The organism is Acinetobacter sp. 1207_04 (genome assembly GCF_052850415.1).
In genome coordinates, this window is the sequence record NZ_VXCQ01000001.1 from 176,614 (window position 1) to 189,219 (window position 12,606).

The 12,606-nt window shown below is 38.2% G+C and carries 8 protein-coding genes; 5 read left to right on the forward strand and 3 right to left on the reverse strand.

What is annotated here, in order from left to right; genetic code table 11:
- Positions 1–30 precede the first annotated feature (30 nt).
- Together FW754_RS00755 and recD are read left to right on the forward strand one after the other, a co-directional pair.
- A complete protein-coding gene (locus FW754_RS00755) occupies positions 31–3,783 on the forward strand; it encodes a UvrD-helicase domain-containing protein (RefSeq protein WP_446323694.1) in 3,753 nt (1,250 codons plus the stop codon).
- Positions 3,784–3,881: 98 nt separating this feature from the next.
- The gene (gene recD, locus FW754_RS00760) at positions 3,882–5,657 is read left to right on the forward strand and encodes an exodeoxyribonuclease V subunit alpha (RefSeq protein WP_446323593.1); all 1,776 of its coding nucleotides are present in this window, start codon (positions 3,882–3,884) and stop codon (positions 5,655–5,657) included.
- 582 nt (positions 5,658–6,239) lie between these two features.
- Here the strand turns inward: recD and FW754_RS00765 are convergent.
- Positions 6,240–7,538, reverse strand: coding sequence for a serine hydrolase domain-containing protein (locus tag FW754_RS00765; RefSeq protein WP_446323594.1), 1,299 nt, complete (start codon positions 7,536–7,538; stop codon positions 6,240–6,242).
- Between the two features lie 278 nt (positions 7,539–7,816).
- Here FW754_RS00765 and rpsO point away from each other — a divergent pair, with 278 nt between their 5' ends.
- From rpsO to FW754_RS00780, 3 genes are all read left to right on the forward strand, one after another.
- Entirely contained in the window at positions 7,817–8,086 is a 270-nt protein-coding gene (rpsO, locus tag FW754_RS00770; RefSeq protein ID WP_409509917.1) for a 30S ribosomal protein S15, read from the forward strand.
- Positions 8,087–8,344: 258 nt separating this feature from the next.
- Positions 8,345–10,432 (forward strand): polyribonucleotide nucleotidyltransferase, encoded by a 2,088-nt coding sequence (gene pnp / locus FW754_RS00775; RefSeq protein ID WP_409510012.1) that lies wholly within the window; start codon positions 8,345–8,347, stop codon positions 10,430–10,432.
- A gap of 200 nt (positions 10,433–10,632) precedes the next feature.
- A complete protein-coding gene (locus tag FW754_RS00780) occupies positions 10,633–11,856 on the forward strand; it encodes a magnesium transporter CorA family protein (protein ID WP_446323595.1) in 1,224 nt (407 codons plus the stop codon).
- Between the two features lie 28 nt (positions 11,857–11,884).
- Here the strand turns inward: FW754_RS00780 and FW754_RS00785 are convergent, their stop codons facing one another.
- Together FW754_RS00785 and FW754_RS00790 are read right to left on the reverse strand one after the other, a co-directional pair.
- On the reverse strand, positions 11,885–12,139 hold the full coding sequence (locus FW754_RS00785) for a YdcH family protein (protein ID WP_409509919.1): 255 nt from the start codon (positions 12,137–12,139) through the stop codon (positions 11,885–11,887).
- Between the two features lie 99 nt (positions 12,140–12,238).
- Positions 12,239–12,577, reverse strand: coding sequence for a chaperone modulator CbpM (locus tag FW754_RS00790; RefSeq protein ID WP_409509920.1), 339 nt, complete (start codon positions 12,575–12,577; stop codon positions 12,239–12,241).
- Positions 12,578–12,606 lie beyond the last annotated feature (29 nt).

Below are 12,606 nucleotides of genomic sequence, written 5' to 3' on the forward strand. Positions count from 1 at the left end.
AACGAACACGTATCTTCCGTAAATTCACAAATGAAGATGAATAAAAAGGTATCTATTCAGCCCATTGAAGACATGACGTTTACAGGTCTACATTGGATTGAGGCATCGGCGGGGACAGGTAAAACCTATACCTTATCGAGCCTAATGGTGCGCATATTATTAGAAAAATATTTGCCTAAAGATATCATTGCAACAACATTTACCCGTAAAGCATCGGCTGAATTAAAAAGTCGTATTCGGATACGTTTACAAGAATCTTTACGTTATTTTGAGGCTTGTCGCGATTTAACCGAACAAGAAGTTTTAGCCAAAGCAGCGAAAGAATCTGATCCATTATTTTCTAAATTACTGAGAACATTTGCAACGAAAATTGCTCACGCTTGTGAGCGTTTAAAGTTGGTGATTGATCAACTTGATGATTTATTTGTTGGAACGCTAGATAGCTTTAGCCAGAAGTTGTTACGTGAGTTTGCCTTTGAAAGTGGCAAAATTGAACGTGCTGAAATTACCGATGATGCAAAAAGTTATAGTCATCAGCTCATTCATGATGTATTGCGTGAATGGATTCAGGCACAACCGCAAAATATTATCGATAGTTTAATGTTTGCAGGAGAACTGCATGCTGTTGACTATTATGTTGCAACGGTTGAGCAAACTTTAAATTTTGCTTCAGCACAGTTTATTGAACCGCAATTTTCCAGTGCAGATGCTGATATTTTTCAGCAAGCAATGGTGCAATTGGCACAGATTCAGCCTGAGCAATTGCAAACTTTAGAAGCGTACTATTTGGAAAATGGCGAATACTATAAGCAAATTAATGGAACGAAATTTCGCGGTGGACGTTTCAATCGAATTTTTGCCAAAAGTTTTCCTGAAATTATTGCAACCTTACAACAGCATGATGCAAAACATTATTTAAGTACGCATTTAAATTCGGCAAAAGAAGATTTTGCGACACTAATCAAAGTTCTACGAGAAGAACAAATTTTTAAAAAAGCAGCACCTGAAAATATACAATCAGATTTTTATAATCATCCACTTATACAACAATTATTAAAAATTTATGAAGATATTGAAGTCTTCGAAAATCAATTGCATGGCACCAATACATTTTTAAAATACTACTTAGCGCAAGAAGTCAGAAAACGTTTACCACAAGTCTTGCAACAAAAGGGTGAAACAACGTTTGCACAACAAATTCGTACCCTTGCTGAAGCGTTAAACAGTGGAAAAGGGCAAGGTGAGCAAGGGCAACGTTTTGCAAGTTTTATACATGCCAAATATCCTTTGATTCTTGTTGATGAATTCCAAGATACCAACCAAGATCAAGATGACATGTTGGCGCAAATTTGGCGACATCCAAACCGTGTAAAAAAAGGTTGTATGATTATGGTCGGTGATCGTAAACAAGCGATTTACGGCTTCCGTGGTGGTGATATGCTGACCTTTTTAAAGGCGCATCAGGATGTTTTTGGTAAAGATGGGCATGAGTATAATCTGATTTATAACCATCGCTCAGTTGAGCCTCTAGTTGAAGTAGTCGATACATTATTTCAGCGACAACTCGATTTTGGTGAACAGGTTTTTTATACCCCTGTACAGGCAGGTAGTCGCCCACATCCTGATTTGATGGATCAAGGCATTGCAAATCCAAAACCATTAAGATGGTTACAACTCGAAGATAAAAAAAATGAAGCAGAACAAGTTGCTTGGAAGATATGTGATTTATTGAATCAAGGGGTTCAAGGACATTTATATTTTGCTGAAAAGTCAGGACAACGCCCGATTGATGAAAGTGATATTGCTATTCTTTCAAAAAATCACGATGGCTTAGATAAGGCACAATCGGCTTTACAATTTCTAGGTATTCGTACTAATCGTCCATCGAAAAAAAGTGTTTTTGAAAGCTCAATTGCGCAGGATGTTGGTGCTGTATTAGGTGCAATTTTACATCCATACCATGAAGGTAAAATTAAACGAGCTTTGCTTAGTCGACTCTTTGGTTTTAATTTACAGGCATTGATTGTATTAGAACAAAATGCTGATGGTTTGAGTCAATATATTGAACAGTTCGATCAAATTCGTGAAATTTGGTTGAATCAAGGGTTTCTCACCGCTTGGCAATATTTACTGAATCAATATGCGGTATGGACAAACTTAGTCGCAACACAAAGCCGTGATAATGAACGTGTAGTAGTGAATTTACGCCATATTACAGAATTGCTCAGTCAACACAGTGAGGAATATCAAGGTGCACAAAATTTATATCATTGGTATTTAAAGCAACTCACTTCTCCAATGGAGCGTGAATGGGAAATGGAGCGTAAATTGTCGAATGAGGCAGGCGTCCAGTTGATGACCATTCACCAATCGAAAGGATTAGAATTTAAATTTGTTTTCTTACTCGGCGCCGATAAAGATTTTAAAGAGATCAATAAAACACTGAACTTTTCGACTATTGAACACGTTAATGCACAAACAGGTCAGACTCAAAAGCAACGTGCAGTTGCGATCAATGACAGCAGTATTTTATCTCCTGAAGCCATTCAGCAGCACAATGAACGTGCTTTAGCTGAACATCATCGACTTTGGTATGTAGCTTTGACGCGTGCGAGTTATCGTGTGTATGCCATGCTTAGTGATACTAAAGCTAAATCGACTACAGGACTCGCATTTTGGCGAGGTCATCCTCTAGAAGCATTTGAGCATGTGGGTAGTGCTGTTGAGCCTTTACTGAAAGAGCGTCCATTTCGTTTGGAAAAAGAAAAAACAGAAGCTATTGCTCAGTTACATGCGGAAGAATTTCCAAAACAACGGTTTTATGCACGGGGTAAAACGAGTTTCAGCGCTTTGGCACAGCATTTAAACCGTTCACAAGTGCAGGATTTTCTAGCAGTTGCTGAACAGAAAATGGGAAGTGCAGATGATGAGACTGAAACGCAAGTATCTATAATTTTATCCGCTACACAAGACCATATTTCTGAACCTATTACATGGATGAAAGCAAATTTTCCTAAAGGAACAGTGGCAGGGAATTTTTTACATGAAATTTTTGAACATATTGATTTTAATAATCAAGCCTTGTGGCATCTAGAAATACATCGCCGTTTTAAAAACAACTATGCACCTTTACGAACGGAGTTGATTGAAAAATATCAAACTGCATTCCCGAATGATGAGCAATTTGAGGACACCATCATTGAGTGGATTGGTGTATGGTTACAGGATGTGCTCTCTACGCCTATTTTTCCTGATTTTAAATTGGGACAATTGCAAGCACATGAACACTTATCCGAGTTCCCATTTTATTTGGCACTGTCAGATCATATTTTGACTGTTCAACGGATTCATCAGCTCTTTGCAGAAGAAAATATTGCAATGCCTGAGTTTAATCATGCCAATTCGGCACGTTATTTGACAGGCTCAATTGACTTGGCATTTTTTGATGGTAAGAAGTATCACATCGCCGATTATAAGAGTAATTTTTTGGGTACAAGCCAACTGCATTATCATGATGAGGCAGTAAAAAGCAGTATGTCACAAGCGAGTTATTGGTTGCAGGCATCACTTTACTTGGTCGCTTTACATCGTTATTTGAAACTTCAACTTGAAGATTATCAAATAGAGCGAGATCTTGGTGGAGCGACTTATTTATATTTACGTGGTATGAATGGGCAGTCTGAGCAGGGCTATCATTATTGGAGACCAAGTACAGAATTTATTCTACGCCTCGATGCAATTCTTGGTTATTTTATTGAGAATAAACGGGCTGAAACTGCATAATTTGTGTTTTAAAAGGTTGAATAAACAAAAAGTTACGACTTATATGTTTTGTGGGTAAGTGTGTTGATAACTTTATGGATAACTCTGAGGATAACTGTGTGGAAAATAAGCAAGATTTAGAGAGTCAAGTCCCACAATGGATTGAGACATGGAGTAAATATGTTTTAACGCAGTATTCCACAGGTACAGACCCAAATGCAGAAGCGATACGGTTGGCACAAGACATCTTATTGGCAACGACTCAAGGGGATAGCTGTATTTCAGCTGCGGGGCGAGATATAGCATCTTTCAAATCATTGATGATTAAAAATACGCAGATAAGCAGCTTTGATGGTCGTGCTCAAGTTGCACCTTTTATTGAAGATAACCAATTTCTTTATTTGTACCGTTACTGGCAACTTGAGCACCGTTTAGCAATTCAAGTCGGACGATTAAAACAACAAAAAATTGAGTCAGTCAATATTTCTGAGAATAGTGATTTATTAGAAGAAGAGCAACAGAAAAAAGCATTGGCGATGGTTGCAGAACAAGCCTTCAGTATCATTACTGGAGGGCCTGGTACTGGAAAAACTTATACGCTTGCCCGAATTATTGCTGTTTTAAATCAAGCCATTCCAAATATTCGGATTGCAATGGCAGCCCCAACAGGAAAAGCAGCACAACGTATGGGTGAGGCATTACAAAACTCATTAACAGATGAAAAATTAAAGACATTTAATTTAAACCCTAAACTTTTTAACCCGATGACTTTGCATCGCTTATTGGGTTTAGGCAATCAAAAAATGCCTCGTTTTAATGCACGTCAACCTTTCCCTTATGATGTAATCGTGGTTGATGAAGCATCTATGCTTGATCTAAGTCTAGCGACATTATTATTTGAAGCTGTACCAAATCATTGCCGTTTGATTTTATTGGGCGATGCCAATCAATTGGCTTCGGTTGATGTTGGTTCAGTGCTTGCCGATTTACAACACGTTGAAGCCTTACACGTTAATCGTGTCAATTTGGTGAAAAGTCGCCGTTTTAGTGATGATGCTTTGATTGGAAAAATGGCAAAATTTATTCAAGCGCAAAAAGGACAAAAAAAAGTCAATGTAGATGAAAATGAATTATTGGCTCAGTTTGAGAACAGGATTGTCGTGGCAAGTGAAATTCAAAAGATTGATTTAAATACAATTCAAAAAGATACGATTCAGCTTGAATATTTACCTGATCAAGTTACAGGTTTAGATGTTGCGAGTTATTATCAAAAATTAAGTGTAGGTTTTCATAGTTACTTTCAAAGCATCGCTACTTATTTAAAGACAGAAGATGATACAAATAATTTATTCAATACGATTACCAAAGCTTTTGATGAATACCGTATTTTAACCGCAGTTCGTCATGGTGTATTGGGGCTGAGAAGTTTAAATCAGGAGATGGAAAAAGCGTTATTTGCATACTTGCCAACGTTATCTCGACAAGGTGATTGGTATGTTGGACGACCTGTGATGATGGGGTATAACGATTACCAACTTGGACTATCCAATGGAGATATTGGTATTTGTTTCAGACATCGTGAGCAAGCCGATCAGTTTGAAGTATATTTTCCTAGTTTAGATAAGTGGATTGCTGCGACACGTTTACCAAAAGAAATCGAAACAGCTTTTGTTTTAACAATTCATAAATCACAAGGATCAGAATTTACCCATACGGCTGTGGTTTTAGATCAAGCATCACAAAAATTGCTGAGTCAGGAACTAATTTACACTGCAATTACACGGGCAAAAAAGGCAGTAAGTTTACTGGTTGATAAAAAAAGTTTTGTACAATCACTAAATGTTGAAACATCAAGATTGAGTGGATTGGTTAATAAAATTAAAGAACTAAATTGACCATAAAGTTTTTTTTAATGTCATGCACTTGTGTACGAAATAGCTTACAAGGATTCAGGCGATTGGCGCTAGAGCGAATTGAGCATTTTTGAGATGATCAATCTCATAAAGAACTTAACACGGAATGTTAAGTATAAATCGCACAATAAAAATAACTTAAAGTCGTGAGACTGCGAACTTGCAAGTAAGCAGGAAAGAGGAAACTTACAGCCGCTAAGCCTTGTAGTTTTGGGAGAGACTACAGGGCTTTTTTATGTCTAGAATTATTTCGCTATAAATTTACATAAAGTGTGATGGGTTTTACATTTTGTACGATTTTGCTTACACAAAGATACGTAATATACGACTTTCGTCTAAAATTATTTATGGCAATATAAGAGACATAAGGAAATGCCATAGTAAGAACATGGAATGTCTCAAAATAATGTGAACAATCACAAACGATAAAAATAACAATAAATTAAACAATTATAAAAATAATAGAAAAAACTACAGCGCAAAGAAAAGCCCCTGGTAGAAATATCAGGGGCTTTTCGTTTGATGCTCAATAATATTGGACATGATCAAATTTTAAGACCATTTTTAAACGGGGTCTGTTTCCAAATGATGCGTACCAAATAATGAGCGACGTTGATCTTTCTCAATTTTAGGACATTCGCGAGCGATTCGATACAGTACTTTTGCTGTGGCTGCTAAATGTGTACCGACGACAGATTTACCTGTTGTTAAAAACGATACGCTAATATCCCGTTCAGGATCAGCCCAGCACAATACATTTGAAAATCCGAGATGCCCGAATGCTTGACCTGTCATTGGACCAAAAATACCGACAGGATTACTACCAAGCATTGGACCGAGTGCATAGCGCATCGGAACAAGCAGACTGTGATCAATGGTGGTTTTAGATGTGGGTAAAGTCGCACGGAATACGGTTTGAGGACTTAAGATTTGTTGACCTTGGTAATTGCCACCATTGAGTAACATTTCAAAAAAACGATTAGCTTGTTCAGCGCTTGTATAAATATTACCTGCTGGGCATACCGTATCCATAAAGCGATGATCATTCGTCACATCGACTGCCATTTGTAAGCCGCCACCGAGCACACGGTTCAAATACAGATCTGTACCTAAAGTTGGATGTAGACCTGTAGACACATTTTGTGATACCAAATGGCGAAATTCAGGTTTTAAGCCATAATTGAAATATTGCATACCCATTGGCTTTTCAATTTTTTCATGTAAAAACTGACGAATATCTTGTCCTGTCACTCGCTCAATGATTTCTCCTAAAATATAGCCTGCTGTGACGGCATGATATGCAAGCTGATTTCCCGCAGGTGCAAGTGGTTTGGATGCATATAGTTCTTGCAAAATTTTTTCTTTATCAAAGAGTAAATCGGGCGTAACTTCAGTTTCTACACGTGGAATACCACCACGATGTGAGAGTAAATGGAAAATGGTTGCACGGTGTTTTCCATTTTGTGCATATTCAGGAATATAATGACTCACAGGATCCAATAAATTAATTTCACCAGATTCATCAAGAAGATGGATAAGCATGGCGGTAATCATTTTAGAGGCAGAAAATAAGCAAACAGGGGTATCTACATTGGCAATTTGAGCATTATTGGAAAGTCCATCTAATGTATTCCCTTGTGCATAGCCCAAACTACGATTAAGAATGATTTGTCCTTGACGGCGTAGACACAGACTAATGAGTGGTGAATTACCTGTTTTATAAAGATCCTCCACACTTCGCCAAATGGTTTCAACTTGCTTTACAGTCATTCCACCTGCTTCTGCAGAAACTTCGTGTTGAATATCGGTAATAGCACTCAAATCTTTGGGCACATAACAGGTATTGCTTGAAAATATTTTCACGTTTACATCCGATGTCATTTTTTTTATTGATCGTTAGTTTGCCTGCCAGAACAGAGAAAGTCAGTGTCTGAATTGCCCCGATGGCATAGCATTATGGCAAATGCTTTTATCGGCATCAATTATGGGAGATTGAGCTAGATTTTATGCAATCCTTTGCAATCTAGGAGCACTTCCTTTAAAATAGTCCGCTGCTGTAGTGATGCACGGCAGTCAAATTAATTTTGAAGAATTGGTTTGATTTGTATCAAAACTTTATATAAGCATCTCGGAGAAATCGAATGGCTTTAACAAATACAGATCGCGCAGAGATCGTTGCAAAATTCGCTCGCGCTGAAAACGACACAGGTTCACCAGAAGTTCAAGTTGCTCTTTTAACTGCGCAAATCAATGATTTACAAGGTCACTTTAAAGAACATAAACACGATCACCACGGTCGTCGCGGTTTAATCCGTATGGTTAACCAACGTCGTAAGCTTCTTGATTATCTTAAAGGTAAAGATGCGACTCGTTATGCTGCATTGATTGCTGCTTTAGGTTTACGTCGTTAATTCGATTTAAACTTTTATTTTCGGATTATTGCATGTTAAGTGCTGTATTACTGGAAACTAAAGTCTATCTAGCTTTGACTAGATAAATGAGAAGGGGCGACTATTCGCTCCTTCTTTGTGTTTAAAAATCATATATTTTGTCTGGTGAGGTCGGCTTCTAAGCTTTGTCATTTATATGTAAGTCCACTAAAGTGGATGAAATGAATGCCAAACCTTAGGGGTCTCCACCAGAAGAAAAAACAGGAAAATTATATGTCAATGTTTAATATTATTCGTAAAGAGTTTCAATACGGTCAACACAATGTTGTACTCGAAACAGGTCGTGTTGCTCGTCAAGCAAATACTGTTGTAATCACAATGGGCGGCGTAACTGTATTGGTTGCCATCGTTGCTCAACCAAAAGCAAAAGCGGGTCAAGATTTCTTCCCACTGACTGTTAACTATCAAGAAAAGCAATATGCTGCGGGTCGTATCCCTGGTGGTTATGGTAAGCGTGAAGGTCGTCAATCTGAATCTGAAACTTTAATTTCACGTCTTATTGACCGTCCAATTCGTCCATTGTTCCCAGAAGGTTTCTATAACGAAATCCAAGTAACAGCAACGGTTATCTCTTCTGATAAAACTATGGATGCTGATATTGCAGCAATGATTGGTGCTTCAGCTGCAATGTCTATTGCTGGTGTTCCATTTGCAGGTCCAATCGCAGGTGCACGTGTTGGTCTAATCAACGGTGAATACATCCTTAACCCGAACCATGAACAATTGAAAGAATCTGATCTTGATCTTGTTGTAGCGGGTACAGAATCGGCTGTACTTATGGTTGAATCTGAAGCGAAAGAGCTTTCAGAAGACCAAATGTTAGGCGCAGTGCTTTTCGGTCATGACGAAATGCAAATTGTGATTCAAGCGATTAAAGAATTTGCTGCTGCTGCTGGTGCAGTTGAATCAACTTGGGTTGCTCCAACTAAAAATGAAGCGCTTCTTGCTCAATTAAAAGATGCATTTGAAGCTAAAATCTCTGAAGCATATACCATTGCTGTTAAGCAAGACCGTTATGCAGCATTAGATGCACTTCATGTAGAAGCTGTTGCTCAGTTCGTTCCTGAAAATGACGAAACAGGCATTGCTGCTGAAGTTGACGAATTATTTGAAGACCTTAAATATCGTACAGTACGTGACAACATCTTGTCTGGTAAGCCACGTATTGATGGTCGTGATACTAAAACTGTACGTGCAATTGACGTACAAGTGGGTGTATTGGGTCGTGCACACGGTTCTGCATTGTTCACACGTGGTGAAACTCAAGCATTGGTTACGACTACACTGGGTAACACTCGTGATGCGTTAATGGTTGATACATTATCGGGTACGAAAACTGACAACTTCATGTTGCACTACAACTTCCCTGCATACTCTGTAGGTGAAACAGGTCGTGAGTCTGGTCCTAAGCGCCGTGAAATTGGTCATGGTCGTCTAGCACGTCGTGGTGTTCAAGCCGTTCTTCCACCAGCTGATCGCTTCCCGTATGTAATTCGTATCGTTTCTGACATTACAGAATCTAACGGTTCATCTTCAATGGCTTCTGTATGTGGTGCTTCACTATCACTTATGGACGCAGGTGTTCCACTTAAAGCACCAGTTGCGGGTATCGCAATGGGTCTAGTGAAAGAAGGTGAACGTTTCGCAGTTCTTTCTGACATCTTGGGTGATGAAGATCACTTAGGTGACATGGACTTTAAAGTAGCAGGTTCTGCAAACGGTATTACTGCACTTCAAATGGATATCAAGATTGAAGGTATCACTGAAGAAATCATGGAAGCTGCATTGAACCAAGCGTATGCAGGTCGTATGCACATTCTCAATGAAATGAACCAAGTGATTTCACGTGCTCGTCCTGAAATTTCAATGCATGCACCAACATTCCAAGTGATCAATATCAACCCTGATAAGATCCGTGATGTGATTGGTAAAGGTGGTGCGACAATTCGTGCAATTACTGAAGAAACTAAAGCAGCAATTGATATCGAAGATAACGGTACAGTTCGTGTATTTGGTGAAACTAAAGCGGCTGCAATGGCTGCGGTTGCTAAAATCCAAGCGCTTACTGCTGAAATTGAACCAGGTACAATTTACAAAGGTAAAGTGATTCGTATCGTTGAGTTCGGTGCGTTTGTAAACATCCTTCCTGGTACTGATGGTTTACTTCACATTTCTCAAATCTCAAATGAACGTGTTGCGAATGTAACAGATATTTTATCTGAAGGTCAGGACATCCAAGTACAAGTTGCTGATGTTGATAACCGTGGTCGTATTAAATTGACAATGAAAGACATCGAACAACTTTAATTGTTCGTTGTTTTAATTTGTATAGGAAAGCCTGCATTAAGCAGGCTTTTTTTATTTTTCAAAACAAGAAAGCATCATGATAAATAGCATTACTCTTCGGGCGTGACGCTGACTTCAAAATCACAGTACAATGCAGACGAGCAATTGTTTACGAATAATGACTCAATAAAAAAAAGACCACCGATGACCTGAGTATCTTTATGCAGATTTATTATTTTTACGTACATGCTGCTTCACAACAGATGTATATTCAGTTGCAGCCTATCGTAAACGTTGAACCTGAATTTACATGGGTCGATTGTTATCGGGATGATGTTATTCATCGCTTAGAGCAGTGGCAACAAGATGTGTATGACTGCACTCAACTTCGACTGAATGAATTACATGTCAAGGACATTCAAAATATTGAGCATCCATGTACTTTTGATACCATGGATGATTATGATTTATTAATCTTTCGTAAACTGATTACACCGACAGATCAAATTATAAGTGGTGACAATGCACTTGAAGAACATGAGCGTCTCTTTGGGTTGACCACAACACCTGTAAGTTTTATTACCACAAATAATATTTTAATCACAATTCGAGAACGTGGAAATCGTGCTTTAGAAAATTATTTAACGCGAGTGCAAACGATTGCTGCAAAACCCGTAGATGAGCAAAATAAGCCGCGTAAAATGGCAGCTTCTGCTTTGGATTTACAGTTACGTCTACTCAATAGTATGGTCGATGATTATCTTGATTTACGTGCACCACTGAGTAAGCGTGTTGAATTTTGGCAACAAGAACTTTTGCAGGGTAATCGTCGTTTTACCCGTTGGCAACAATTGTTTCAAGAAAATATGGCTTTTCAACAGGTGGAAAATCTGTGTGAGGAGCAGATTGATGTATTACAAGAATTGCGTGGTGAAATTATTGAAAATCACGGGCATGCCAAGTCGAAAAAAAGAGTCGGAAAACAAGACATCATATTAGTTCGAATTAATGATTTAGTCAGTCATGTGGAACGTATTCAAAAATATACAGCACGCTTAAATAATGCAATTCAGTCTGCGATAGATTTACACTTCTCCGCTATTTCCAATCAAACCAATGAAAATATGCGTATTTTAGCAATAATTACAGCTGTGTTTGCTCCACTGACTTTACTCACAGGGGTGTATGGAATGAATTTTGAATTTATTCCAGGACTTAAAAACCCGATTGGTTTTTGGATTATGCTAATCGTTATGCTTCTTTCGACAGCAATGCTGATTCTTTATTTTTATCGACGTCATTTGATGGGGCGTGGGGAGCGCAGTGTAATAGACATGCTTGCACAACAACATAAAAATCAGCATGTCAATTTACTCTGGTTTCTTGATTATGAACCCATTAAACAGACCCTCAAAGAAGTCGAAAAAATGACTCGCTTAAAATGAGCGTCTGTAGAGGATCGAAAGTATATTTTTACTGAGGTGCTGTTTTTTGTAAGATTTGATATAGCTCATCTTTCAGTTTTAACTTTTTCCTTTTCAGCATTTCAATATCTTCTTGAATATGACTGAGTGGATTGAGTTCTAGCTGCGCAATATGCTGATCAAGTTCATGGTGGTCGTTAAAGAGCCGAGCAAAATGCGGATCATCATGGCGCAGTGTGGTAACAAGATCCTGATATTCAGGAAACATATGTTTAATTTTTTTATTCACTACCTTGGAATTCATGGAGCGGAGTAACCTCTTCAAATAAGACCTGAAAGACAGAACAAACATCATGACGGTTAAATATTGAACTGTCATCCGACTTTAACAATTTGAAAAGAATTAGTGGTGTTGTATCTGCATCTGTTTAGCTTGTTTACGTAAAAGTTGAACTTCGTCAAGTAAGTCCATCATCATAGCAACTGCTGTAAAGCTCGCATCAAAGTCCCTTTGGAGACGATATGCTCGGCGTGCTCTAAGTACATCATCACCAAAAAATTGATGGATCCGTTCATCTGGTCGTGCAGGTAAAATTTCATATTCAAGCAATTGCAGTATCCATGTTGGGCTTTGACCGCAGGCTTGGGCAAAATGTTGTAGATCAAAACTGAGTGTTTCATCAATAATTTCTACATCTTGAGCGCCTTCACAGATAATTTCACGATAATGAATTGTAGTCATAATATTCTTCCTTCTGAGCAATTTTTGTC

Bases quoted from the DNA above. Each gene is read 5' to 3' on its own strand.
- FW754_RS00755 (WP_446323694.1), top strand. From the start codon at position 31: ATGAAGATGAATAAAAAGGTATCTATTCAGCCCATTGAAGACATGACG.
- rpsO (WP_409509917.1), top strand. From the start codon at position 7,817: ATGGCTTTAACAAATACAGATCGCGCAGAGATCGTTGCAAAATTCGCT.
- pnp (WP_409510012.1), top strand. From the start codon at position 8,345: ATGTTTAATATTATTCGTAAAGAGTTTCAATACGGTCAACACAATGTT.
- FW754_RS00780 (WP_446323595.1), top strand. From the start codon at position 10,633: ATGCAGATTTATTATTTTTACGTACATGCTGCTTCACAACAGATGTAT.
- FW754_RS00785 (WP_409509919.1), bottom strand. From the start codon at position 12,139: ATGAATTCCAAGGTAGTGAATAAAAAAATTAAACATATGTTTCCTGAA.
- FW754_RS00790 (WP_409509920.1), bottom strand. From the start codon at position 12,577: ATGACTACAATTCATTATCGTGAAATTATCTGTGAAGGCGCTCAAGAT.